Source organism: Methylobacter sp. Wu8, from assembly GCF_036440755.1.
Classification (GTDB): domain Bacteria; phylum Pseudomonadota; class Gammaproteobacteria; order Methylococcales; family Methylomonadaceae; genus Methylobacter_A; species Methylobacter_A tundripaludum_A.
In genome coordinates this window covers 67,873-94,055 of record NZ_JAZGVT010000070.1, presented here as the reverse complement: position 1 = coordinate 94,055, position 26,183 = coordinate 67,873, and the positions used below count along the sequence as shown (strand labels likewise).

Below are 26,183 nucleotides of genomic sequence, written 5' to 3'. Positions count from 1 at the left end.
AAATCAACCATCATGCGCGGGCGGCGCAGAGAGAACACACATGCAAAGATTCATCTTCAGCCCATTATTAGCCACTGGTTTTAATACCCAGTTACATACACCGCAAACTCTGAAAAATTTTCCCGATATAACTCGGCTTGGCAGTCGAAAAAAATATCGCCATCCCTATCAGGCTAAAATCCACCTTAGTATCGGAATTTTGTTGGGCCTGAACGGCGTAATGGTTCAAGCAGACGCCAAGACAAAGGAACCTCAATCCGTGAGGCTCGAAGAAATGGTCGTTACAGAAGACGGGCGGGCGAAAACTCTTATCGGTGCGACCAGTTCGGCATCCCAGGGCGAGGTCAGCCAGGCGCAATTTGAATACCGCCCGCTTTCCCGTAACGGCGAACTGATGGAAGTGGTACCCGGCGCAGTAGCCACCCAGCACAGCGGTTCCGGCAAGGCCAATCAATATTTCCTGCGCGGATTCAATCTCGACCACGGCACCGACTTTACGACCTATGTCGACGGCATTCCGATGAACATGCCTACCCATGCTCATGGACAAGGTTATATGGACATTAACAGCGTCATTCCCGAGTTGGTGAACAAGATTGAATACGGCAAGGGTCCGTATTATGCGGAAGTCGGCGATTTTTCCTCGGCCGGTTATTCGAAAATGTTCTCGATGGACAAATTGCCTGAAGGCATTTTGAAGTTTACCGGCGGCGAGTTCGGTTATTACCGTTCCCTGCTGGCTAACTCCAACAAAATCGGCAACGGCGATCTGCTTTACGCCGGCGAATTCAATTTCTACAACGGCGTCTGGCAACAGCCGGAAGATTCGAAAAAATTCAACGGCATGCTGCGTTACACCCTGGATAAGGGCGACTGGGGTCTGTCGGCTAACGGAAAGGGTTATACCAACGACTGGACGGCAACCAACCAGATCCCTCAAGCCTTGGTTGATAACGGCACGCTCGGCCTTTACGACACCATGAGCCCTACGGACGGCGGCACAACCAACCGCTACAGTTTTTCAAGCAATCTCTGGAACAAAGGCGGCAACTGGAAAAATGACGCCAATATCTATGCGCTCTACTACGATCTGAATTTATTTTCCAACTTTACCGGTTATGCGGATAACCCGGTTGACGGCGATCAGATTCACCAGTTTGAACGTCGGGTACAGACCGGAGGCAATATCGAACATACCCGCTACAACAAGCTGTTCGGTTTTGATATGGACAACACCGTGGGTTTCCAGCTTCGTCACGATGAAATCATGGGCTTGGGCTTGGATCACACCGTTAACAGACAATATCTCAGCACGGTCAGTCACAGCAATATCAGCGAGACCACTGCCGGCGTTTATCTGAAGAACCAGACTTATTGGCATGAAAAAGTCCGCACCATTGCCGGTTTGAGGGGCGATTTTATCCATAACGATGTCACGGTGCTCGACACGGCCATGCATGATCCTGATATTAATGCGGCAAATTCAGGCAATCGGGGGCAAGCGCTAGTCAGCCCGAAGCTAAGCCTGGTCATCGGACCCTGGTTTAAAACCGAATATTTTATCAATGGCGGTTTCGGCTACCACTCCAACGATGCGCGCGGCACTACGCTGCAATTCGATCCGGGTACCGGCGCGGCACTGGACAGTAGCGCCGCCAGAATCTCGCCTATGGCCCAATCACGCGGCGCTGAAGCCGGAATCCGCAGCAACTTTATCAACGGCCTGAACAGCACCCTGGCATTATGGTGGCTGGAGAACGACGAGGAGCTGGTGTTTATTGGCGATGCCGGTACAACCGAGGTGAACGGAAAGTCCCATCGCTACGGCGTAGAGTTTACCAATTACTACAAACCTACAGATTGGTTAACGCTGGATGCCGACCTCGCGTTGACTTCGGCGCGTTATGCGGCGACTCCAGATGGCGAAACCAACAGCTATATCCCGAACTCGGTGGGCAGGGTCATCACGACGGGTGCTACCGTGGTTGCGCCTAACGGCCTGTTCGGCACGGTACGCTTGCGTCATTTCGGCGACATGCCATTGGATTCGTCCGGTACGTTCCGGGCCGGCTCTACCAGTGTCGTCAATCTGGGTGCGGGTTACAAACAAAAGCAATATAAACTGGAACTCGATATGTTCAATATTTTCGATTCGACCGCCAACGACATTGCCTACGCCTATCAATATGCCTATCCCGCCGGCGCCGCATCGCAGACAGGGCTTATGAAACACCCGGTCGAGCCGAGAATGGTGCGGGCAACAGTCACGGTCAATTTCTAACGAAAATCTGGTGAAATTTTATCTATTCTGCCCTGGGTTTCTACTGAGCGGAACGCTCATAAGAGCGTCAAGTTAAAAAGCACATCGTCATTCCGGCAGGGATTGCCGACATGACGACTAAAACACTTCCGGCCAATAGCTGATGGATCGGATTTTGTCATCAGGTATTACCCAGTAAAATTTGCTTTATCAATATATCTCCCTATAATTGCGCCTTGCTTTCAGGTTCCAGAGGGTTTTTCAGACCCAATGGTTAAACGGGAAGTCGGTAAGGTTCACGCCAAATCCGACGCTGCCCCCGCAACGGTATATAAGTAAAAGTTTCATCGAGACGCCACTGTGCTCACGCATGGGAAGGTGATGACTCAGGCTGACGCCACTTATAAGCCCGGAGACCGGCCCGAGAGTGTAATTCGGTACAGCGGAGGGCTGTCAGCGAAAATGACAGTACAGCTCCGCGTCATCTCTCGTTTTCCTTTGTCCTCTGTTGTGTACTCACAACCATCATGCGCGGGCGGCGCAGAGGACATCATGCAAAAAATCATCTTCGGCTCATTATTGCTCACGGGGTTTAATACCCCGTTACATGCGCAGGAAACTGTGCAAAACCTTCCCGACCAAATTGTTACGGCCACCCGAACAGAAACGGCTAAAAACCAGCTGGCGGCTGCTGCCACCGTCTATACCCGCAAAGACATTGAACGCTTGCAGGCCAAAACCCTGCCGGAACTGTTAGGCGGCACGACCGGCATCGACATGTCGCAAAGCGGCGGCTATGGGAAGGATACCAATATTTACCTGCGGGGAACCAATGCCGACCATGTACTGGTGCTGATTGACGGCATTAAAGTCGGCTCCGTCACTTCCGGCACCACACCCTTTCAATTTATTCCTCTCGATCAGGTCGAGCGGGTGGAAATTATCCGCGGCCCTCAATCCAGCCTCTACGGTTCGGAAGCGATAGGCGGGGTTATCCAGATTTTCACCCGCAAAGGCAATCAAGATGAAAAGCCCAGCATCACCCTGGATGCGGGCGGCGGCACTTATGATACTTACCGCGCTTCCGGCACTGTCAGCGGCAAATGGAAAAACAGCTGGTATAGTTTGGGTTCATCGCAGTTCGGTTCCCAGGGTTTTAATACCCGGCAGTCTATTAAAGGTTTAAACCAACCCGACAAGGACGGTTACCTGAACACGGCGCTGAACGCCCGCTTAGGCCACCGTTTCGACAACAATGCCGAAGTTGAGACGTTTTTTATGCGGGCCGAGGGGAAAAACGAATACGACGGCACCGCCCAAAATAAAACGGAATTTATGGAGCAAACTCTCGGCACCACAGCCAGTATAAACATTGTCGATAACTGGCGCTCCATACTGCGTCTGGGACAAAGCCGCGACGACGGCGACAATTTTGCGCCTGATGGAGCATTTTCCAGTAGCTTCAACAGCACCCGCTGGAACGTCAGTTGGTTGAACGAGGTCGCCTTGTCCGATGATCACCAGCTGGTCATCGGTTCCGACTACCGCCTGGATCAGGTCGACAGTTCAACCGCCTACAACGAAACTTCCCGCTATGATGCGGGTATTTTTACCGAATTGCACAGCCGCATTCTGGACAACCACTTTATCAACGCATCGGTACGCGGGGATAAAAACGAGGCCTTCGGCGAGCAGCTGACCGGCAATTTCGGTTGGCGTTATAACGGGGTCTACGGCATCAGCCCGTTTGCAGGCTTTGGCAATGCGTTTAAAGCACCGACCTTTAATCAGCTTTATTTTCCGGGATTCGGCAATCCCTCGCTGAAAGCCGAACAATCAACCTCGTTCGAAGCGGGGCTGGCCGGCGACCATGATGGGCTGCAATGGGAACTTCGCGGCTATCATACCCATATCGACAATTTGATCGTGAACGTCACCAACCCGACAACCTTTCTATCCAGCGCGGAAAACGTCGGCAAGGCGCAAATTGACGGCATTGAAGCTGAAATCGGGACGCAGTTGATGGGCTGGAACAGCAAGCTGAACATGAACCTGTTAAGCCCTAAAAATCGCGAGACCGACATGCGGCTGCCGCGCCGCGCGGAAAAAACCTTGTCTTATGATTTGTCGCGCTCATTCGGACAGTTTGACCTGGGCGCTCATGTAATGGCTCAAACCGAGCGTTTTGACGATGCGCAAAACAGAACCAAGGTTGGCGGCTATGTAACCGTTGATTTACGCACAGCCTATCATTTAAATAAAAACTGGATGCTGAGCGCAAAACTGAACAACCTGCTGGATAAACAGTATCAAACCATCAGCACCTACAATACCGCGGACCGGAATTTCTTTCTTTCAATCCACTACAACAACTAACCTTTGGAGAAACACCATGAACATAAAACAATGGCTGCAAGCAGACTATTTGCCTATCCCTCTGATCGCACTGATGGCGCTGACGCGCTTTCATCACTTTGGCGACGTATTGCATCTGCCCGATGCAACGCTTGCGGTTTTTTTCTTTGCCGGTTTTTACCGCAAAAAAGCCTTATTCCCCTTCTTGGTGGTTCTGGCCGGATTGATCGACACCATCGCCATCTCAAACGGTACCAGCAGCTGGTGCGTGTCGCCCGCCTATGTTTTCCTGATTCCCACTTATGCGGTCATGTGGTTTGCAGGCCGTTATTGTTCGACATTTAAAATGACTGAACTTTTAATGCAGTTTGGTGTGATAACGCTGGCGACATCGGCTGCATTCGCCATTTCAAACGGCAGCTTTTATGTGCTTTCCGGCCGTTATCCTGATTTATCCTGGGGTCAGTATTTTGCACGGGTAGCTATGTATTACCCGCTGTATGTCAGTTCCGCCCTGGTTTATATAGTTTTAGGTTATGGCATTATGAAGCTAGTTAAATCATTGCCCACTTTGACGGCTAACCACAAAGAAGTCTAAAGTCATCTCGGGTTAACGGCTGTTTGTTGCGCCAGAGAGTATTGCCGTTAACCCAACATCCGCTCAAGAAGTTTGCAGAACTTAGCGGCTAGGTCAGTGCCATTGCTAGTTGTGAGCATTCATGATTCAATTACCCGTGCTTTTATATGTCGCCACATGAATTTATTTTAGAGCATACTGACTGTACAACATGATGAAATGTTTTACATCTATTAGGATGTTTAATTATAGCTAGGCAGATTTACAACACACCTTTAGCAGGTGTGATCTAGGAGAAGCATAATGAGTTACGATGAAAACGACGCTGCAATGGATGCTTTCTACGATGAAATGCGAGAACAACTCTATCCTGAGATAATTAATGACTTTACGAGTGAGCGACTTCAATCATATTTTTTATCTTATCCAGAGGCGGCAAAACCTGCTTATTTAGCCCTGGAAGAATCTCTACGTCTTCGGGATGCTGGTTTTTTTTCTGCCGCCTTCCTTTTTGCAGTCATAGCCACAGAAGTTGCTGTAAAAACCGCATTACTAAAGCCAATAGTACATGGATTAATTCATAACTTACCTACATCAACACTCATTACCGACCTTGTTGTTAGGAACGGCTTAGATAGGATTGAAAATTTACTTTTCGAATCGCTGAATAGTGTTGCTAACATTGACCTCAATTCATTTTGTCGCCCTACCAGTGATCAAAAGCTATGGTCAGAAATCAAAGACTTACAGAAAAAACGAGACCATCTTGTTCATCGGGCGCAAATGCCGTCATCAACCGAGGCTGAAATAGCAATTTCTGTCGCCAGTGCAGTTTTAGAAACCGTATTCCCCATTGTCCAAGGCAATCGATTTACATCTACACGAACGCGGGCGTATTTGTAACGATTCCTTGTGTAAATTGGAAGGAGAATATAGTCCAGAATGGATAGAAGAATTGAGAAGTCGCCGCAATTCTAATGCCTAATAATTCAGTCAAAAGTACGCTATGAGTAATGGTAGTTGGGAGGTATTAATGAAACTTGATGGACTAATCCCCTTATACAAAAGCATGAAATCTCAAAATATTGAGAGGTACAAATTTGAATACAAAGCAAGCAAAGCAGTATTTGACGTATTCTTCTTTATTGACGGCTCCCCCTTTCTTCTTCTGTTTGGCGTTAAAGCAGAAAACTTTAGCTTCGAGCTAGAAGTCAACAACGGTTTCGTTATCGATCACAACCTCGATAGATCAACTTATAAAAGGTTGTGTGAGGTACTGGGACTTGAATTTGATCCAAAGCGACCATTTAGCCCTTGGAACTTTTTTTCTGAGTTTAATGGAAAAATCCCTGAACAAGCATTTGAGCATCAGAAAGCGAAACCTCATGATGTTGCGCAGTACAAAAACATAGCAGAAGAAGCTGACAAGATTTATTTTGTTGGCTGGCGTGATAATTACAAATGGTAAAGTGGACCCCATTGTCCAGACAAAAAATACCTTAATTTAAGATAGAGCTCTGTTCGTACTCCAGCGGAATGGCGCTGTCCCAGTTTTCCAGCACGGAGGCTGATGCCTCATCCGTACCGTTAAATTTATCGACAATCTTTGCTCCGCCGCCCCTAGCCGATTTATAGACGTCATCCGGCGTTTTGTACCCCAGCGCTTGATGCCAGCGTTCCTGGTTATAGAATTGGAAGTACTGCGCCAATCCCATCAACAAATCCGGCATGTTGCTGTGCTGCTTTAAATAAACTTCTTCATATTTCACCGTTCGCCACAGCCGCTCGACAAAAATATTATCCAATGCCCGGCCTCGTCCATCCATACTGATCGTGATGCGGTTCTTGAGCAACACGCCGGTAAAGGCATCGCTGGTGAATTGCGATCCTTGGTCGGAATTGAAAATGGTCGGTGTACCGTACAGCTTGATGGCCTCTTCCAAACAGTCCCCGCAAAACCCTGAATCCATGGTGTTCGACAGTCGCCACGACAACATCTTCCGACTGTACCAGTCGATAATCGCCACCAGATAAACAAATCCGCGGGGCAGCCGTCGGTACTCCACACCTGATTGGGTCGAATAATGTCAACGCCACGGAGCAGGTACGGATAAATTTTGTGCTGCGGATGCGGTTTACTGGTATTCGGGCCGGGGGACATGCCGACCAAGCCTAATGTTTGCATCAATCGCTGCACCCGCTTGCGATTGACGCTATAGCCGCATTCACTCAGGTAAAGCTTCATGCGCCGTGAGCCATAAAACGGGTGCCTTGTGTACTCTTCATCCAGCAAGCGTAATAACACGAGTTCGCACTCATTCGTTTCTTTCAATAAGCGCTTTTTCTGCTCATAAACCACTGAGCGTGTGATCTTGAGAAGCCTGCATTGCGTTGATAACGCAACAGGGGCATTTGGCTCTATCCAGCTCTGGCGGTCATTTAAAGGCTGATCCCAGACTTTTTTTTAAGCCAGTCCAATTCCATGTTCAATTGTCCAATCTTGGCGTATAACCGGTCCGGGTCGCTTGCCGTATTAGCCGGTTTCGGCCCTCGCTTGCCTTCAAACAGGCTGCCCGCATTTTCCAATAACTCTTTTTTCCATTGGCTCACCTGATTCGGGTGTACCCCATGTTCTTGAGCAATTTCATTGATCGTCTTCATGCCTTTGACGGCCTCTAAGGCAACCTTGGCTTTTTGCGCTCCGGTAAAAATCTTCCGTTTCTTTTCACTCATTTTCGGCCTCTAATTTAGCTCAGAGCATAGCTTAAACTACTGTCTGGATTTCGGGGACCACTATATGGGGAGCGACAGTTCAGCAATCGAACTTAGATAAAACCCGAGAGCTTCTTGGAGAAAATGCATATCAGAGGTGTAAACAGAAAAATATCAGCAGTTGCTGGACTGACAAAAAGGATGCGGCAATCAATGTCATTTTACCGCAATAAAATTGCTCGTAACAACGCTGTAAGGCGGATGTTTTGTAACGCGGTAAGGCGCATATGTAGGGTGCAATAGCACAGCGTATTGCACCGTAATGTTATAATAATTAAACTTAACTTTGCGTTAGCGCTATTTTTAAATAAGTGGTGATCAAATGAACATCGAAACAATCCGTCATGAAGCGTTGTCCCTTCCGCCCCAGGAGCGCGCTCAATTAGCTGAGCAATTACTGTCCAGCCTTGATGACCTGTCAGACACGGAGATTGAGCAACTTTGGTTTCAAGAGGCCGCACATCGTGCCTCCGAGTTAGACCAAGGGTTAGTTCAGCGCATTCCAGCCGACGTAGTGCGTCGAGAGGCTCAGGCTCTTCTTAAGTGAGTTACTTCTTCAACCCGAGGGCGCGAGTTGAACACCTCGAACACGTAACCTATTACGAATCCCGGCAGCCGGGCCTTGGTGTGCGTTATCTTGCAGCCTTCGATGCAGCAATGACCAAGGTTTGCGCGGCCCCACTCCGCTATAAGGTTGAGTTCCCACCCGATATTCGGCGTTACCGGCTTCCAGGTTTCCCGTACAATATTCTCTACCGGCTGGTTGGTGCTGATGTTGAAGTCTTAGTTGTTGCTCCGCATCGTCGACGACCGGATTATTGGCGCGACAGAGTCTAAGTTGTGCTGGCTCCCAAGCCCCCAGCTTCGCGACACGGGAAGCTGGGGCTTCCAGAACAGAATTCCCAAGCTGGAGCTTGGGAACTAGCGTCGGTATCTACAAAACTACGAGACTTGCTGCTCGCCTTCTTTAGAACCCTCAACCGACCACAGTTTCTCAAGCTGATAAAACTCGCGCGCCTGAGCGGTCATCGCATGGACAATTACATCGCCCAAATCCAGCAGCACCCAGTCCGAGCCTAAATCGCCTTCAACACCCAAGGGCCTTACTCCGTTTTCCTTTAACTTTTCCGATACATACTCGCATAACGACTTCAGGTGACGATCCGAAGTACCGGTTACTACGACCATATAATCGGTAAAGCTGGTTTTGCCCCGCACATCAAGTGTCGTTATGTTTTGTCCTTTGCGTTCATCCAAAACATCCTGGACAATTTTCAATATATCTTCTGCTTGCATTCAAATTCCTAGTGTAAATAATGAGATCAACGTGTCTCGTAAAGCTTGTGTTGCTTGATGTATTCTATGACAGCATCGGGCAATAAAAAACCCGGATTCTGTTTTCTTGCAATTATGTCCCTGATCGCCGTCGCCGAAATTTCCAGCTGGGTGACTTGCTGGAAGCATAATTTTCCTGCGGCAGCCTGAGCCAACTCATTTACTCCGGCCAGCCGGGCTTTAAAAAAATCATCGAGCTGCTGTCTTTCAAAGCCCGGCCGGGTCATCACCACGATATGCGCATAGTCGAATAACCGCTGCCATTGATGCCAGCCGGTTAAATGTTTGAACGCATCAGTGCCGATAAACAACAATAAGGATTCGGTCGGGAATTCCTGCCTTAAAGACGCCAGCGTATCGACCATATACGACGGCACTTGATGCAAATCGTACCTTTCCAGTTCCCGGGTATCGATTTTTAGCCCCGGCTGGTTTTTTATCGCCAGCTCCAGCATCTGCAAGCGCATCTCGGCGGTTACGGTGGGTTGCTCGCGGTGCGGCGGATTAGCGCAGGGGATCAACCGGACTTCATCCAACCCGAAGATGTCTTTGACTTCCAGCGCCGAACGCAAATGCCCGTAGTGTACCGGGTCGAAGGTGCCGCCGAAGATGCCGATCATTTATTGCCGGATATGGCCGTCACCCAGAACGATGTATTTTAATGAGGTCAGCCCTTTTAAGCCTACCGGGCCGCGTGCATGCAGCTTGTCGGTGCTGATGCCGATTTCGGCGCCCAGTCCGTATTCAAAGCCGTCGGCAAAGCGGGTCGAGGCATTCACCATCACCGAGCTGGAATCCACTTCCCGCAAGAAGCGGCGGGCCAAGGTGTAATCTTCGGTCACAATCGCTTCGGTATGCCCTGAGCTATGCCGATTGATATGATCCATCGCCTGATCGATGCCGTCGACTATCCTGATCGATAGAATCGGGGCCAGATACTCTGTGTCCCAGTCTTCCTCAGTCGCTCTGATGCAGTTTGGAACTAAAGAACAGGTTTTAAGGCAACCGCGTAATTCGACGCCTTTTTCGCTGTATTTTTCGGCCAACAGCGGCAATACTTTTGCGGCAATGCTCTCGGCAACCAACAAAGTTTCCATTGCATTGCAAACACCGTAGCGATGGGTTTTGGCGTTGACCGCAATCCTGACCGCTTTGTCTATGTCGGCTGTGTCGTCGATATAAACATGGCAAATGCCGTCCAGATGCTTGATGACTGGAATTGTTGCGTCCTTGGAAATGCGTTCGATCAGGCTTTTGCCGCCGCGCGGCACGATCACGTCAACGTATTGGTTCATCGTGATCAGTTCGCCGACCGCCGCGCGATCCGCCGTCGCGACGATTTGCACGGCTTCCATCGGCAAACCCGCCGCTTGCAGGCCTTGGGAAATACAGGCCGCAATCGCCTGATTGGAATGGATGGACTCCGAGCCGCCCCTTAAGACACAGGCATTGCCGGATTTAAGGCACAAGGCCGCCGCATCGACCGTCACATTGGGGCGGGATTCGTAAATAATGCCGATCACGCCCAAAGGCACGCGCATTTGGCCGACCTGTATGCCGCTGGGCCGGTAACTTAAATCAGTGATTTCGCCGACCGGATCGGGTAATGCGGCGACCTGTCTTAACCCTTCAACCATCGCTTGAATACCGGATGGCTTTAATTCCAGCCTGTCCAGCGAGGCCGCATCCAGGCCGTTTTTCTTGCCCGCATCCAAATCCTTGCGGTTTTCCGCAATCAACAGCTCATGACTGTTTTCAATAGCTGCGGCAATTTTCAGCAAGGCCAGATTTTTTTTGCCTGACTCGGTGCGGCTTATTTCCCGACCTGCTTTCCTGGCTTTTTGCCCCAGGCCTTTCATGTATTCTTTGATATCCACTAGGTTCTCTTTAACTGTATGAATGTTTTGCGCGATTATACCGTTTAATCGATGCCTTTGACAGACTTAAACGCAACAACTATCGGATATTAAACAAGTTTATGAGTTAACTTTGCTATAGCTCAGGTTGCTTACGAAAAGACAATCGATTACTTAAGAGGATAGATCCCTTAATAACTATCAACAAAATGAAAACAATCTATTAATTTAACGCTGCATTGTAAGCATATAACTGCATCTGTATAATCTTTAGCCATCAGATAATAAATTGCATTTTTCTCATCGGACTAGCCAATTAACGAATCGTCCGACATATTTTATTGCAGCGTTGCTATTTCCAACAATATTGTCATGAGATCGGGGCTGAACAGCCTATCTCGAAAAGTTTCATATACCTCCTCGTAGTGTGAAAGTTCAGAACTATCCAGTGTCTGTACACCTCTCCTCCCTTTGCCCTCACGGCACTGGGAGGTTTTTTTTGCCCGAAAAAAACTAAACAATCCAACTAAATAACTAATCCTGACGATTCGGCAACCCTGCCAGCCAACCTTGGATCTTTTCCGCAGCCTGGTGCGTCAAATCAGTAAAGCCGCTGATTGCACCGGCAGCATCTGGCGTTTTAGTAAACTGTTGCAGGTAAAACTCCTGAACGCCGATTTTTTTATTATTGGCGGCATAAGCTTCCACGGAGAAACGCAGCACCACTTTAGCCCGTTCAGGCGCTTCAAATTGCTGTTCAAAATCCTGAAGCCGAATTATCAACGCGTAATCTTTTGCTTTGCCGCTGAAAATCAAAAACTGTTCAAACAATTCCGGCGGCGAAGCAATCCAGCGATCCAAACCGTAATACCTGACTTGGGAAGGCTCGGCAAAAAGCAAGCGGTAACGGATACGGTTATCCCAAAGCCAGGTCGGCGCATTGATGTTAACCGACGCCCTACCCTGATGCGTCGCGGTTGACACGGGCAAACCGAAATCATGCAATTCAGGCGGCTTGGCTGCATCGCTGCATGCTACAGTGAAAAATACTAGATAGCCGATTAATAAGTATCTCATTGCTGCTCCTTATAGCCCGGTTCGCCCGGCCCTGCATCTCGTTGACTTGGCCCCAGCAACAATTCCTGCGGATTATTTTCCAGCATCGTGGCGACTCTTTTTACCTGCTGCGTTGTCGACTGCAACTCAGTCAGCAGCTTGTTAACTTTCGGTAGCGTCGACTGCCCCAGTGCATCGCCGGTAGCTTTCCCGCTATCGACAAGACTGCCCGCTTTTATGCTGAGATTTTGCACTTCACGGGTTAAGCCCTGCAAATCATGCGTCAAGCCGTCGATGTTCGTCAGGGTTTTTCGGGCATCCGTCGTCAATGCGGGTACACCGATGAGCGCCTTATCAACACTTTTTTGCAACTCGGACAGCTTGTCCGTCAATGTTGTCAGGTTGCTTAAAAGATCACCGATATTCTTTTCGTTTTTATCGTTTAATAACGAACTGAGCCGCTGCATTAAATGATCGGCTTTATGCAAAAGATCTTCCCCTGAATTCATCAGTTTATCGGTTATCGACGGCATTAACGGGATACGGGACAAGGGATCGTCCCCCGGCAATAACCGTTCGGAAATGGTACCCGAATCTTCCAGCTGAATTTGGGTTAAGCCGGTCACGCCTTTTAAGCGCAAGGTCGCGAAAACGCCTTTACTGAGCACGATATTCTTATCGACTTCAATCGGAACAAGAATGATGCCGGAATCTAAAGGATCGAACTTGACCTTACGCACTTTCCCTACCGCTATGCCGCGATAAAAAACCGTAGATTCGGGATTCAGCCCGGACACAGATGCTCGCGTTGAAACAACGTAGAGATTGCGTTCCTTATTCATAGTGCCGATCCAGTAAATAATCGCCGTCGTTGCCGTCACCAAAGCAATCAAGAACAGACCGGTAATCAGTGCGTGGTTTTCTCTACCCATGAGCAGTTTCCTTATATTTAAATACCCGTTCAGCGCGCCTATTGTGAAAGAATTCCTCGACAAAAGGATGCTCGCAGTCCAAAACAGAGGCCAACGGTCCAAAAGCAACCAGCTTATTATCCGCCAGTACCGCAACCTTGGTACACAAATCCCTCAATATATCCAAATCGTGAGTCACCATGACTACGGTAAAATGAAGAGCCTTATGCATATCGGACAACAGCTTGACAAAATCCTCGCTGGAAATGGGATCAAGGCCAGAGGTCGGTTCATCGAGCAATAACAGCCCGGGCTCCAGAACCATAGTACGGGCGAGCGCCACCCGCTTGATCATGCCGCCCGACAAAGCGGCCGGCTTTAACCAAGCGTCACTACCCGCCAAACCCACCATCGCCAGCTTCATGAACACAATGCGCGCAATCAACTCTTCGTCATCAAAACCCAGCTCCCTGAGCGGAAAGGCGATATTATCAAACACATTTAAAACGCTAAATAACGCGCCTTTCTGAAACAGCACGCCGCAATTGTTACGCAAGCGCTGGTCGTGATTAGAATCAACATTTTTCAAAGACTGCCCCATCACGAACACCTCGCCCTGGCTGGGTATTTGCAAACCGATAATTTCGCGCAGCAGCGTCGTCTTGCCGCAGCCGGATGCGCCAACCAGTCCTAAAATTTCGCCGTGTTCCAGACAAAGATTAATATCCCGATGAACAATCTTGTCAGTACCCTTGCCGGGATCGCCAAAACGGGTCCAGACATGCTCCAGCCGTATTGCGTAGGGATCGCTCATGGCATCCCCACATTCATAAACAGAATGGCGAATACCGCATCAACCATAATCACCACGGTAATGGCCGCCACCACTGAGTTAGTCGTTTCATTGCCAAGACTTTCGGTATTCGGCTTGATCCTAAAACCAAAGTGGCAGGCAATCAGCGCAATCATCAAACCGAAAACGGCGCTTTTCAGCAGGCCGATCAAAACGTTTATCAACGGCACCACATCAGGCAATTTAAGGAAAAACTGCAGGTAACTGATGTCCAATGTATTTTGCGCCGAAACCATGCCGCCGATTAACGCCAACGCGCTGGTCCATATGCCTATCAGGGGCAGGACGATAGTCAAAGCCATCACATTGGGCAGAATCAGGCGCAAGGAATGGGATATGCCCATCGCCGAGAGCGCATCAAGTTCCTCGGTCACCCGCATGATACCGATTTGCGCGGTCATGGACGAACCTGAACGGCCCGCAACCAGAATGGCCGCCAACAAGGGTCCTAACTCACGAATGACGCTCAAGCCCAGAATATCGATGATATAAATCTCCGCGCCGAAAATCTTCAATTGCAACGCCGACAAATAACTCAGCACGATGCCGATCAAAAATCCGACCAGCGCCGTGATGCCCAAAGCGCGGACCCCGGATTCATAAATCGTAATGGAAATTTCCGACCAGGGAATGTCGCCCGGGTGCAGCAACAAATAGCCCATATCCAAAAACAGTTGACCCAATAAAGTCACCAGTTGCAGCAACTGCCCCCAAAAGTTGGCGAGCAGTTGAGACACGTATTTAATAGCAAGGCTTGAACTGTATCCACCCGGTTCGGATTCAGGGGGAGGCTGAGCTTGCCAGAGATCAAATAAACGCTGATGCTCAGGCTTCAACTGCAATGCAAGCGGCAACTTTTTCCCCCATGCTTTCCAGAGAATCAACGCGCTGGCGCTGTCGAGCACATCGACAGGAGTCATATCCCATTGAATATTTTTATTGGCCGCGTATGAACTAATTTTCCGGCCCAGATCGGGGGCGGTTAGCAACCCGCGAAGATTCCAACTACCTGATAATTTGACACAAGATTGTCCTCTGCCCTGGTCAACGATGTCCAGCGTAGGTGGTGTATCCTGATTTGTTGAGGTATCAGTCATCGTATTTTCCGATTTCCTATCTGAAAGTTGACGCCGTTAACATTCCAGCCAATCCAGCTCGGCATCCGAAAAGCCGGCCATTTTGCGCAGCTCCCTGTTAAAAGGGCCTTTAGGTTTTCCGCCCACATAGTATTGATCGATCAACTCCCGGTATTTGGCTTCGGCATCAAAACCGCGTTGCTGACAAACAAACTTAAACCAGTAAGAACCCAATTCCACATGCCCGACTTCGTCGGTCAAAATGCGCGTTAAAATTGCCACGCTGGCATTGTCACCCCGCACCCTGAATTTTTCAATCAACGCGGGCGTCACATCCAGCCCCCGCGCTTCCATGCAGCGGGGGACCATCGCCAATCTGCCCGGTAAATCATCGGCCGTGTCTTTGGCATGATCCCATAAACCGCTGTGTGCCGGTAAATCGCCGTAATCAAGCTGCATGGCCCGCAAATGCGCCCTGATTAAGGCAAAATGCTGGGCTTCTTCATCCGCCACTCGCAGCCAGTCCCGGTAGAATTGTTCGGGCATGCCGCGAAAACGGTACAAAATATCCCAGGCCAGGTAAATGGCGACGAATTCAACATGGGCAATGGCATGAAAAAAAGCCGCAACACCGTCGGGCGTGGTCAGTTTCCGCCGGGGCATCTGCCGCGGCGCCAACAACTCCGGCCGCCCGGGAAATATTACCTGATCTATCGGTAAAACCGGCTGATCCGAGCTGAACGTTAAGTCGCCCGTGGTGTAAGTGTGCCATGCTTGATGCGTCAGCGCCAATTTATCATCGACATCGGTCAGCTGAAAAAATGCCTCGGCAAATTCAAATATGTTTTTCATTTTTTATAATCGGAATATTGGCTTGGCGCAGTTTTAAACTGTCTGCTCAATCGGTTCATTATACCTGCTTTGCTTGAAGTTGCTTTTTGCAGTTTATGCGGACATTCCGATGAATGGCGTCAATCTTTTGTCGAGGGACGTTTCAATTGGGTTGCAGATACCAGCAGCGCTGGTTTGCGGTATTTTTATTGTATCGGCTGTATTGGTAGCAATGCATAGCCCCAACCCATCACCAAAATCAATCAGCAATTTTCAGGTTATATTTCCGCACCCGATAGCGTAGCGTTTCCCTGGTGGCTCCGAGTGCTCTGGCTGCGGCGGTCAGGTTGTTGTCCGCCCTCTCCAGAGCGGTCTTGATAATAAAGCAATCCATATCATCCAGCGCCATGCTGCCATCCAAGGGCAACCAAATACCTTGTTCGGTTTGCAAAGCCTCCACGGAGGGCTGGCCGGGCAATTGCAGCCATTGTCCGGGAAAGGTCGGCCCATCGGAAAACAATACGCAGCGCTCGATGACGTTACGCAACTCCCTGACGTTTCCCGGCCAGCAATGCGCTTTTAATTTGTCCCACACCGCATCGGGAATGTCTTTAACCTGGCGTCCGGCTTTGGCGTTGTATTCGGCGACAAATAGCGGCACCAGTTCGTCAAGGTCTTCTACCGCTTCGCGCAACGGCGGCAAGATCAGTTTGAACACGCTTAAACGGTGGTATAAATCGGCGCGAAAACTGCCGTCCCGGGCCATTTTTTCCAGATCGCGGTTGCTGGCGGCGACTATCTGCACATCGACCTGAATTTCCTTTTCCCCGCCCAAGCGCCGGACTTTGTGATCTTCAATCACTTTGAGCAATTTGGCCTGCAAATCCAGCGGCATTTCGCCGATTTCGTCCATGAACAGCGTGCCGCCGTCGGCCTGTTCCAGTAGGCCGCGATGCCGTCCTGCGGCTCCGGTAAATGCGCCGGGTTCATGACCGAATAATTCCGACTCCAGCAGCTCCCTAGGCAACGCCGCACAGTTCACTTCAATCATCGGCTGCTGGGCGCGGGAACCGCCGTAATGCAGTATTCGCGCAGCCAAACCTTTGCCGGTGCCGCTCTCGCCCCCGATAATCAGCGCGCTGAACGGTACTTGCGTCAGCTTGGATAATAATTGCCGCACACCCTGCGCCTGCCGGCTATGGCCGACATAAGCATTCGGTGTATAGCGCCGATGCCGGTTCTTGGTTTGATCGACAACCCGCCGCTGGATCGACGCACTACGTGCGGCGCTGGCGACGATCAGGTCAAGCCGATCCAGATCGCAGGGCTTTTCCAGGAAGTCGTAAGCCCCCAGACGCAATGCCCTGACCGAATCCGGCACATTGCCGTAACCGGTTAAGAACAACCATTCGGTATTGCCTATCTCTGTTTTAATTTTTTCCATAAAATCCAGCGCATTGCCATCCGGCAAATTCATGTCGGAAAGAATCAGCAACGGCTCCAGCTTTTTATCCAGCAATAATTCCCTGGCCTCTCCCAGATTGGCCGCGAGCACCACTTCCCAGCCGGACTGCCGATAATGGCGCGACAGCTCGGAACCTAGCAGCTTTTCATCTTCAATGATAAGCAGGGTTTCTATCATGATTTAATCTCTGATTAGGCATTCGTTGGGCAGGAATATGGATACGCATGCACCATGAGTCGGCTGGTTGCTAAGGCTGATTGTACCGCCGACGTCTTTGACAAAGCGCTGCACCATCGCCAGCCCCAACCCGGTGCCGCGTTGACGGCTGGTGCGGAATGGCCTGATGCCGTGCTCCAGCATGTCCTTGGAAAAACCGACGCCGTCATCCTGCACGTCGATATGCAGTCCTTGCCTGGAGGTACGGGCCTTGATGCAAACAGTCCCCGAGTTGCCTTCAAGCGCATCGGCCGCATTCAGTATCAGGTTCAACAAAGCCTGCCTCAACCCGCTCTCGGGCAGGTGTACCGGCAATGCACAGGGAATCTCTATGTCCAGATGGATGTTCTCGGCAATCTGGTAGCGGGTCAACGCGACCAAATCCCGGATTAGGGTCCTGACATCAAAAGCGGTAGCCAATTCCGGCGAATGACGGCTTTGCCCGAGCATATCGTTAAGCAATATCGCCATCCGTTTCAGTTCGGCATTGATCAAGTCCAGCCTTTCCAGTTGATCCCTGTCATCAATCTCACGACGCAAATTGCGGATTGCCATTTGAATCCCCGCCAACGGATTGCGTATCTCGTGGGCCAATTCCGCGGCGACTTCGCCGATTGCGGCCAGCCTGTCGGCTCTCGCCAGACTGTATTGCTGCTCCAGTAAGGCTTGGGTGGCCAGCCTGACTTCATGTTGCAATGATTGAGCGTGTAAGCGGTTTGCATCCTCCAATTCGGCCAAATATTTGACCATATCGTTATAGCTGACAAACACCGGTAACAGCAGAGGATCAAGATGATCGGTGGTAATCGAAGTGAAATTCTCTTCAGTCAAATGTTGCAACAATTCTCTCAAATCGTTGAGCGGATGCAGGATCCTGTAGCGTAAAAACAATAGCGCCACAACCAAAATCGCGGTGAATATAGCCAAGGCCACGTACAGTTCGGCCTGGGTATCCAGACTGATATTTTCCAGTAACTCATCACGCTGCAAGGTCTCGTTATCCAGCGTTTTATCCATCAATTTAAGGGCCGCTAACAGATGATGATGTTGTTCGTCTTTTTTGAGTGCGGACAAATCGGCCAACATAGCCCGGACTGTTTCCAGACTGGCTCTGGTCTCCTCTGACAAATAACGCTTATCCATCATTAAAGCATCCATCTCGCCCAGCGTTTTGGTCAGTGCTTCGGGATGCGAATCCGACACCGTTTCGGTCAGATATTCAATCAGCGATTGCTGTAGGCCTACCGATACATTCTGGATGCGGTGGGAATAGTTGACATAAGAAAAAACCGTTTCAAAGTGATGTACATTCCGCCAGATCATACCGCCGAGTATGGCGAGAGCCAGCAGCAGCAAACCCAGGAAGGCCAAGCCGCGCAACTGGGCAGGACGATAAAAAATCGGTTTCATTTAATATAAAAAATCACTGTAAAAGATGTCTTGGTTCGGTTCAATAATTCAGCCGTCGATACGCTGTCCGATAACCGGCGCCGTATAGGCTGATTTTTAGATTAAATAATTTCAAAAGAAAAAATCACTGTAATAAGCGTCATCGACACCAATCCCAGTAAAAAGATAATTTCCGCCCACCGCTCCAAGCCCACAGTGGAGCGCTCTAGCCGAATCGATAAAAATGACAGTAACGCACTGATCATGAACAATAAGCTGTCGATAGCAACGGCTTTATCGATCAGGTAGTTCGTCAGCCCCGGAGCCATGCTCTTGACGATACTGATGACCATGATGCAGACACCCACCATCGTCGCGGAATTCGGCAAAATATGATGAGAGATGTTGTTTGAATTATGCTGCTTCATACTGTTTTTGGTATTCATCCTTAATCACAAGACAGGTTCCTCGTTTACCCGATTCTTGGCCATAATAAAAGCGGTATGGGGTACATGCAAAAGGTCTGCAATTTTTCGCACCAGATACTCTTCGTTCATATCCAACACGCCGTCAACAAAAGCAATTTTCCAAAGCGACTCAATTAAACGAATTTTTTGTTCCTGGCTGCATTCCTTGTTGATTAAGGAGGTAAACTGGAAATAATCGGTCGCCTGTTTTCTTTGTTGCTCGGCTAATTCTATTAAAGCGGTTGCCTGCTCAGCGGTTAAAGAAAAATTCCGCTGAATCAGGGATAAAATAACGGCTTGCTCTTTTAGCTCGATTTTATCGTCCATGTGCATCATTTCCAGGAATAAGACGATAGTCGCAAGTTGCAGTTTGTCTTCCGAAGTGCTTTCCGGTGCTGATAGCGCAAGATGTTGTTCAAAAAACAGTTTGATTTGGTTAAGCATATTTACAGGGTTTCATTTACTTGACTGAACTCATCGCATCGAGATTATTTTGAGCCGCAGAATGCCCATGATCTGCGGCTTGCTGATATAAATCAAGCGCCTTGACTTCGTTCTTGGGTACGCCCAGCCCATTTTCATACAGATAAGCGAGGTTATATTGCGCATCAGGGTCTCCCGCCTGCGCTTCTCTTTGCAATTGGGCGATCCTGTCTTCCGTGATATTAATCACAGGAGGCGCGACTGTTTTTGCCTGGTTGCTGTCTGCCGCCTTTTCAGTGCAAGCAACAAGTAATATCGCAATGGTTGCAACTATGGCGGGATACGATGTCATTATTTGGCTCTGTTAATCGAGTACTTCTCTTTGGGTCTCATACAACGCTAGGTCCAGTCGTCTCCACCGTCGCCAATCCCGCTGTCATCCCATGAAGATGCATCCGCGATACCGAAATCAGCGCCGCCCATATCGTCATTCTCGCTGACGTTGCTGGCTGCGCTCCATGAGGAGGAGGCATCGCGGTGCGGTTGTTCGGGGATAACATTATTCTTGTCGCCATCGATAAAGTGGTGCATCAGCGCTTCGCCTGCCACGACCCCGGCGCCCAAGGCCGCCCCCGTTGCCAGATTTCCGATAATACCGGAGCCCATCCCTCCGGCAGCGGCTTGCCCCATTACCGGAGAGGCTCCATTCGCGGCGGCAGGCATGGTTGAGTTGGCGGCATGACCGCCATAACTATCAGCCGGTATTACGTTGGAATTTCGCCGGCTCATATAGCCGATTAACAGCACAACTAAACCGATACCTAAGATCAACAGAACCCACGGCGTCCAATCTTTAACGGCAGACGGCAAATTTTGACGGACAATGTTTGGCTGCGCCACTCCGCTTGGAGCGGAAGAAATACGGCTCTTAAGATTCTTCACTGCGTCCGGCTTCGCAAAGGGCAATCCGGGCTGTAAGCGTTCGGCGGTAGCCAGCTCGACGCCGGCATTGCCGAGCAAACCTTGTTTTGCCAGCAATTCGGCTTCTACGAAGTGCGCCTTGGCGCTGTTGGGATGGGCAAGCAACACTTTATCCATCATAGCCTGAGCCTCAGTAAACTTTCCTGCCTCAGCCGCCAAATAGACTTGATGCATCGTGGGCTCTTCTTCGGCAAAAACAGGCGCGGCTAAAAACAGCAACGCAAGGATGGTAATACCGATTTTTAACATTGTTCAGCTCCAATTTTAAATTGATAAGTTTACAGATAAGTGATGAGCTATTAGTCAGCCATTATTTTTTTGATGAAAATATGAGCATAAAAGACAGCGATACAAAAAACACTTGTAAGTACAATTTCAAATATCATGGCAATTCTATTCCTAATGTATGTAAGTTAAATAATACGAGTGGTTTTTAACAAAACTTACAGACTATTAAGCCATTTCCATGCCACAAACTGCACGTCTAATAACATGAACAAAATCAAGACCATTTTCTAAATGAGCATGGGATAAAGAAGCTAAAGGTTGAAAAAAACCTTTTCATACGGTTTTTTTCAACCACCCAAAAACTAATCCGGCTTCTTCTTAGTAGAGGGTTGAAGTGCGATCGGTCAAGCTCATGTCCAATAAACAGTACAACGCCAACAAAAATCAAGGTTATCGCTAATTCCTTAAGCAGTTTTATATTTTACGTTTGTTTTCTCATTCAATTTTATTTACCCGATACAAAACCTACATTCCTATATTGGCCGCGCAAGCCCCAAAAAATCGCGTCACTTTTTCTTGCAGCCGGTTTTAGTCTCTGTCGTATATCTTGATTACCCATTCATAAAACCATGCCGGGCGAAACAGTACAACGTAAAGCAAGACAATCGGGGTGATAGGAATGGGGCCTATCTCAATAATTGAGATAATTATAAGTGCAAGAATACAGAGAATGCGCATATTTCGATAACTTTAACTTGGGTTAAGTTCAATAGCGTAAGTAGCGAATATAGAGTGGTAATTTTTAAACCGTTTTTTGGGTTTCCCGGTTATTAATGAAAAGTTACGAATTTATTCATCAACCCATTCATAAATCTCTGTCAAAGCAGCATCGCACTGACAACAACGGGTGCCGCAAGAGGACGTCAACGGCAATTTGCGCACTTTGCCTTTGCTGATCCATTTGTCCAGCATGCCCCGCAAGGCATCGGCGTCCATGTTGAAGTGAGTGACTATATCCGCCAGCGCAACTCGGCGCTGCTCCCTTAAATAGTCTCTCAAATCAGACAGGATCACTTAAAGACTCCCGGCTTTGTTTTATGCCGGTTGCGTCGGAATTTTTACCGAGCAGCCACAGGCCTAGCAATACGGCTGAAAATGCAATGATTAATCCGGCTATCCATACCAATGAATAGTCGGGGTGCCGGCTATAGGTTATCGTTTGATAAAAAATAGTTGCGGTCATGTAGGCAATGCCGGTGGTCCAGAACACCACGAATAAAGTCCAGTTCCGGTTGGTTTCCCGGTAAATTGCAGCGGTTGCCGCTACACACGGCGCATACAATAAGATAAACAATAGATAGGCGAAAGCCCCGGCTTTACCGTCGAAACTTTGCTGCATCGCGGCGAATGTACCGGCATTGACTTCCTGTTCGCCGGCAGCCGCCGCTATGTCGTTGACGGTGCCGATATTCAGGCCCAATGGATCCAGCAGGTTGTCCGCAACGTCTTGCAGTTTTTTCGGCACGGTTAAACAGGCGTCTATTAAAGCCTGTTCAAGATTGAACGGCGCTTTATCGCCAGCGCCTGAATCATCCGTTCCGAGCTGGCTGTACAAGGCATCCAAGGTTCCGACCACGGCTTCTTTAGCGAGAACGCCGGTAAAAATCCCTACCGTTGCAGGCCAGTTGTCTTTTTCTATGCCCATCGGCTTAAACGCGGGTGTCAGGCTGCGCCCTATCTCGCTTAATACCGATTTATTGCTGTTTTCCTGCCCGAATGTACCGTCCGTACCCAGCGCATTAAGAAAATTCAGCACCAGCACCATCGGTACGATGACTTTGCCGGCGTTGAACAAAAACGACTTGAGCCGGTCCCAGGTTCTGATAAAGACGCCGCGTAATGTCGGCATGTGGTAGGCGGGCAATTCCATAATAAAGGGAGCCGACTCCCCTTTAAACAGGGTATGGCGCATGATTAATCCGGTCAGTACCGCGACTGCTATGCCTAATAGATACAAACCGAAAACCAGATTCTGGCCGCCGACCGGGAAAAATGCGGCGGCGAATAAGGCGTAAACCGGCAATCTGGCGCCACAGGACATGAACGGGTTCATCAGGTTGGTCAATATCCTGTCGCGCTGGTTTTCCAGCGTCCGCGTCGCCATAATCGCAGGGACATTGCAGCCGAAACCGACGATCATCGGCACGAAGGATTTGCCGGGCAAGCCGATCATGCGCATGAACCTGTCCATCACGAAAGCCGCCCGAGCCATGTAACCCGAATCTTCCAGCGCCGACAGGAACATAAACAGAAAACCGACAATAGGGATGAAGGTGGCGACCACCTGGATGCCTCCGCCTACGCCCTTGGTGATTAAGACAATCAGCCATTGCGGCCAATTCAGCTCGGTGAGCGCAAGGCTTAGACCGTCAACCAACAAAGCGCCTACGGCTTGATCGAAAAAATCGACGAAAGCGCTGCCGATGTTGATCGTAAACATGAACATCGCGTACATGACTAACAGGAAAACCGGGATGCCCAAAAAGCGGTTCAAAACGATGTTGTCGATTTTTTCCGTGGTGTGACGGCTGACTTCGTTCAGTTTGCAGACTGCGCCACCAGTCAGTTCATTGACGAATCCGTAACGGGCGTCGGCGGCGAGTATGTCTATTTCATCATCGGTCTCGGATTCCACCCGGCGCTGTAATTCGGCGACTGTCGGCAACAATGCTGCCCCCGCCATCTGCTGAGCCAGCGTATCGTTCTCCAGCAAACGCACGGACAACCAGCGCAGGTCGCAATGATGCTGTTGCGCCGTCTCGGTCAACAACGGCGAAATTTCATCGATGGCCTGCTCCAACGCGGAGATATAGCTGATTTTTATCGAAGGTATCGGCTTGGCGATAGCGGCGTTATTGACTGCGGCCTTCAATATGCCGATACCGTCCTTGGTTGAGGCGGTAATCGGAATAACCGGACAGCCCAGAAACTGCTCGAGAAAGCCAATGTCAATTTTAATGCCGCGTTGCTTAACCGCGTCCATCATATTAAGGACTAAAATCATCGGCACCCGCATCTCGATCAGTTGCGAGGTCAAATACAGGTTTCGCTCCAAATTGGAGGCGTCGACAATGTTGATGATTAAATCGGCCTGCTGGGAGGCGACATAATCGCGGGCGACTTTTTCATCCAGGGAAACCTGATCGTCGGCGGCTTCCAACGAATAGGTGCCGGGCAGATCGACTAATTCGATCAGTTTATGATCGTAGCTGTATTCGCCGGTTTTTTTCTCGACCGTAACGCCGGGCCAATTACCGACATGCTGTCTGGCGCCGGTAAGCGCATTGAATAGTGTGGTTTTGCCGCAATTCGGATTACCGACAACACCAACCGTAAAATCAGTTTTCATCAGAGTTTCTCTATCAATAATATTGCCGCTTCATCCTTACGCAGGGTTAATGAAAATCCGCGCAATTTAATTTCGACTGGATCTCCCATCGGCGCAAACCGGGTAATGCTGAACTCGGTTCCCGGCGTCAAGCCCATAGCCAACAGCCGTTTACGATAAGCCTTACCCGATTGCTCAAAGCCCACTACCTTTCCAGAATCGCCCACAGCCAGGCTTTTTAAGCTTGTTGTCATAAATTAACCACCAAAATTAAAGTGTTCTAAGAAACAACTGCCCAAAGTTATCAGCAATCATTCTCATTTGAGATGACTATATCATATAACAGACTATTTTCCGTATTTTTAAACAGATGTTTTTACAGTCGGAAAAAGTGGCGGGTAGAGCAATTGCAACTTGCTCCAACAAGGAGGAATGTACCGGTGAAAACCGACGCGACGACGGGTAAATGCGGGTGAGCGGCGCGGGAACGATGAAGCCCCGTCGGGCAGTCAGCGTTCCTGCATGCATATTGCTTAATACACTATACTTCAAATTCAGAGCGCTGACGCCCGGCGTTCAGCAACTCCTGCATCCATCTTGGCGCCACGCCGCGTCCGGTCCATGTTTTGCTATGATCGTCGGGATGACGATATTTAATGGCGACTTTTGCGCCCTTGCGAACAGGTCTCTTCTCAGGCTCGTGAATTTCTACAATAAGGTCGATAGATGCCGCCAATTCTTTAATCTGCGCTATGACTTCTTTACGCTTATTAGCCTGTTTATTTTTTAAGGCTTTTTCTGCGTTTTCAATAACAGCTTGCAGCTCATGTTCAGAAAGATCTTGATATTCAGTCATTTTTTTGCCCTTAAATAAAAAACATATATTATATATCATATAACCGATTATAAATATATTCAATTATCTAACAATCAATATACCGATTAAAAGTTATTCGACTTTAAATTTCTTTTCATTTAATAACCGGCCTTTTTCATCAACCAGCCTCACGGCCCAGTTACCTTGCTCGGAATCGGATAATAACTTTCGACTTGATGTGCGCGAGCTATCTCCTGACATAACCGATGCTTTCCTGGAAACAACCACACCGTTTTTAAGCCACTCATGATAAACACGCTTACCATTCATCGCCCTTAATTCAATAAAATAATCAACCCATACCGGTTTTTCACGGCTAACGTCCAAAACCTTAACTACCTCGGCTCCCGGAGCTTTATTATCAATCTTATAGGTTAGCCACGCTCTCGACACATTATGATTATCGCCTGAATTCCATTGTTCTTTATTAAATTTATTACTGGATTGTTTTTTTATAACTTCCTTAGCAGCAATACCGGTAGTTTGTTTGCTTTTCTTAATAAGCTCTTTTTCCGGCTTAACTGAAGGGTTAGCTTTTGCGCCTGACTGGCTGGGTATATCCCGGCTCTTTATATCCGCTTCCCTATTATCATCCTCCGGCGTCACCTGTTTTTCTGCCGCGGAAACTATCGCCGCAGTATTATCTGAATTTGTCTCTTGCGTATCGTTATTAATAACATAAAACAACGACGATAAGATCAGAACCAGCACGCCGGCGGCAAGCAGAATCCTTTTAACATTCCACTCTGTTACCATCTTGGGCGTCGGATTCTCCGGCGCTTTTCCAGATACCGGATATTTAACTTTAATTACAATATTTCTTTTGTCTATCATAAAATCATTCCGGCTATACTTTGGAAGAAAACA

25 protein-coding genes, 1 pseudogene and 1 riboswitch are annotated in these 26,183 nt (G+C 49.0%); of the genes and pseudogenes, 6 read left to right on the top strand and 20 right to left on the bottom strand.

What is annotated here, in order from left to right:
• Positions 1-40 precede the first annotated feature (40 nt).
• From V3O24_RS13900 to V3O24_RS13880, 5 genes are all read left to right on the top strand, one after another.
• Positions 41-2,281 (top strand): TonB-dependent receptor plug domain-containing protein, encoded by a 2,241-nt coding sequence (locus V3O24_RS13900; RefSeq protein ID WP_331307675.1) that lies wholly within the window; start codon positions 41-43, stop codon positions 2,279-2,281.
• A 206-nt stretch (positions 2,282-2,487) separates the two neighbouring features.
• A riboswitch (cobalamin riboswitch) is annotated at positions 2,488-2,700 on the top strand.
• Positions 2,701-2,812: 112 nt separating this feature from the next.
• Positions 2,813-4,636: a TonB-dependent receptor gene (locus V3O24_RS13895; RefSeq protein WP_331307674.1), complete on the top strand. Its 1,824-nt coding sequence runs from the start codon at positions 2,813-2,815 to the stop codon at positions 4,634-4,636.
• Between the two features lie 16 nt (positions 4,637-4,652).
• Positions 4,653-5,213, top strand: coding sequence for a hypothetical protein (locus V3O24_RS13890; RefSeq protein ID WP_331307673.1), 561 nt, complete (start codon positions 4,653-4,655; stop codon positions 5,211-5,213).
• 282 nt (positions 5,214-5,495) lie between these two features.
• Positions 5,496-6,095, top strand: a complete 600-nt coding sequence (locus V3O24_RS13885) for a hypothetical protein (RefSeq protein ID WP_331307672.1) — start codon at positions 5,496-5,498, stop codon at positions 6,093-6,095.
• A gap of 130 nt (positions 6,096-6,225) precedes the next feature.
• On the top strand, positions 6,226-6,660 hold the full coding sequence (locus tag V3O24_RS13880) for a DUF6037 family protein (protein WP_331307671.1): 435 nt from the start codon (positions 6,226-6,228) through the stop codon (positions 6,658-6,660).
• Between the two features lie 121 nt (positions 6,661-6,781).
• Here the strand turns inward: V3O24_RS13880 and V3O24_RS13875 are convergent.
• Positions 6,782-7,925, bottom strand: a pseudogene (locus V3O24_RS13875) (IS3 family transposase); the annotation flags it as partial.
• A 361-nt stretch (positions 7,926-8,286) separates the two neighbouring features.
• On the opposite strand from V3O24_RS13875, the gene V3O24_RS13870 reads away from it, so the two are divergent.
• Positions 8,287-8,511 carry an addiction module protein gene (locus V3O24_RS13870; RefSeq protein ID WP_104424264.1) on the top strand — a complete coding sequence of 75 codons (225 nt, stop codon included), beginning with the start codon at positions 8,287-8,289 and terminating at the stop codon, positions 8,509-8,511.
• Positions 8,512-8,906: 395 nt separating this feature from the next.
• Here the strand turns inward: V3O24_RS13870 and rsfS are convergent, their stop codons facing one another.
• The 19 genes from rsfS to V3O24_RS13775 all read right to left on the bottom strand — a co-directional run bounded on the left by rsfS (position 8,907) and on the right by V3O24_RS13775 (position 26,150).
• Positions 8,907-9,260 (bottom strand): ribosome silencing factor, encoded by a 354-nt coding sequence (gene rsfS / locus V3O24_RS13865; RefSeq protein WP_104424266.1) that lies wholly within the window; start codon positions 9,258-9,260, stop codon positions 8,907-8,909.
• Between the two features lie 26 nt (positions 9,261-9,286).
• Entirely contained in the window at positions 9,287-9,919 is a 633-nt protein-coding gene (nadD, locus tag V3O24_RS13860) for a nicotinate-nucleotide adenylyltransferase (RefSeq protein ID WP_331307670.1), read from the bottom strand.
• Positions 9,920-11,158: a glutamate-5-semialdehyde dehydrogenase gene (locus V3O24_RS13855; protein ID WP_331307719.1), complete on the bottom strand. Its 1,239-nt coding sequence runs from the start codon at positions 11,156-11,158 to the stop codon at positions 9,920-9,922.
• Between the two features lie 531 nt (positions 11,159-11,689).
• Positions 11,690-12,232, bottom strand: a complete 543-nt coding sequence (locus V3O24_RS13850) for a hypothetical protein (RefSeq protein WP_331307669.1) — start codon at positions 12,230-12,232, stop codon at positions 11,690-11,692.
• Positions 12,229-13,143 carry an MlaD family protein gene (locus V3O24_RS13845; protein ID WP_104424270.1) on the bottom strand — a complete coding sequence of 305 codons (915 nt, stop codon included), beginning with the start codon at positions 13,141-13,143 and terminating at the stop codon, positions 12,229-12,231. Before V3O24_RS13845 ends, V3O24_RS13850 begins: the two co-directional genes overlap by 4 nt.
• A complete protein-coding gene (locus tag V3O24_RS13840; RefSeq protein ID WP_104424271.1) occupies positions 13,136-13,936 on the bottom strand; it encodes an ATP-binding cassette domain-containing protein in 801 nt (266 codons plus the stop codon). Before V3O24_RS13840 ends, V3O24_RS13845 begins: the two co-directional genes overlap by 8 nt.
• Positions 13,933-15,072 (bottom strand): ABC transporter permease, encoded by a 1,140-nt coding sequence (locus tag V3O24_RS13835; RefSeq protein WP_104424272.1) that lies wholly within the window; start codon positions 15,070-15,072, stop codon positions 13,933-13,935. The genes V3O24_RS13840 and V3O24_RS13835 overlap by 4 nt, the downstream gene beginning before the upstream one ends.
• A gap of 36 nt (positions 15,073-15,108) precedes the next feature.
• A complete protein-coding gene (locus tag V3O24_RS13830; protein WP_331307668.1) occupies positions 15,109-15,903 on the bottom strand; it encodes a ferritin-like domain-containing protein in 795 nt (264 codons plus the stop codon).
• A gap of 238 nt (positions 15,904-16,141) precedes the next feature.
• Entirely contained in the window at positions 16,142-17,524 is a 1,383-nt protein-coding gene (locus V3O24_RS13825) for a sigma-54 dependent transcriptional regulator (RefSeq protein WP_104424274.1), read from the bottom strand.
• Positions 17,525-17,527: 3 nt separating this feature from the next.
• Positions 17,528-18,973 (bottom strand): HAMP domain-containing sensor histidine kinase, encoded by a 1,446-nt coding sequence (locus V3O24_RS13820; protein WP_331307667.1) that lies wholly within the window; start codon positions 18,971-18,973, stop codon positions 17,528-17,530.
• Positions 18,974-19,074: 101 nt separating this feature from the next.
• Positions 19,075-19,398 (bottom strand): hypothetical protein, encoded by a 324-nt coding sequence (locus V3O24_RS13815; protein WP_258076657.1) that lies wholly within the window; start codon positions 19,396-19,398, stop codon positions 19,075-19,077.
• A 6-nt stretch (positions 19,399-19,404) separates the two neighbouring features.
• On the bottom strand, positions 19,405-19,863 hold the full coding sequence (locus V3O24_RS13810; protein WP_104424276.1) for a TerB family tellurite resistance protein: 459 nt from the start codon (positions 19,861-19,863) through the stop codon (positions 19,405-19,407).
• A 16-nt stretch (positions 19,864-19,879) separates the two neighbouring features.
• Positions 19,880-20,194, bottom strand: a complete 315-nt coding sequence (locus V3O24_RS13805; protein ID WP_331307666.1) for an SEL1-like repeat protein — start codon at positions 20,192-20,194, stop codon at positions 19,880-19,882.
• 47 nt (positions 20,195-20,241) lie between these two features.
• On the bottom strand, positions 20,242-21,072 hold the full coding sequence (locus V3O24_RS13800; RefSeq protein WP_331307665.1) for a hypothetical protein: 831 nt from the start codon (positions 21,070-21,072) through the stop codon (positions 20,242-20,244).
• Positions 21,073-21,900: 828 nt separating this feature from the next.
• Positions 21,901-22,125 carry a FeoC-like transcriptional regulator gene (locus V3O24_RS13795; RefSeq protein ID WP_331307664.1) on the bottom strand — a complete coding sequence of 75 codons (225 nt, stop codon included), beginning with the start codon at positions 22,123-22,125 and terminating at the stop codon, positions 21,901-21,903.
• Entirely contained in the window at positions 22,112-24,460 is a 2,349-nt protein-coding gene (feoB, locus tag V3O24_RS13790; protein WP_331307663.1) for a Fe(2+) transporter permease subunit FeoB, read from the bottom strand. The genes V3O24_RS13795 and feoB overlap by 14 nt, the downstream gene beginning before the upstream one ends.
• Complete coding sequence (locus V3O24_RS13785; protein ID WP_104424280.1) at positions 24,460-24,693, bottom strand: FeoA family protein; 234 nt, start codon at positions 24,691-24,693, stop codon at positions 24,460-24,462. The genes feoB and V3O24_RS13785 overlap by 1 nt, the downstream gene beginning before the upstream one ends.
• A gap of 287 nt (positions 24,694-24,980) precedes the next feature.
• The gene (locus tag V3O24_RS13780; RefSeq protein ID WP_104424419.1) at positions 24,981-25,295 is read right to left on the bottom strand and encodes an H-NS histone family protein; all 315 of its coding nucleotides are present in this window, start codon (positions 25,293-25,295) and stop codon (positions 24,981-24,983) included.
• Positions 25,296-25,388: 93 nt separating this feature from the next.
• Positions 25,389-26,150, bottom strand: coding sequence for a DUF2914 domain-containing protein (locus V3O24_RS13775; protein ID WP_331307662.1), 762 nt, complete (start codon positions 26,148-26,150; stop codon positions 25,389-25,391).
• Between the last annotated feature and the right edge of the window lie 33 nt (positions 26,151-26,183).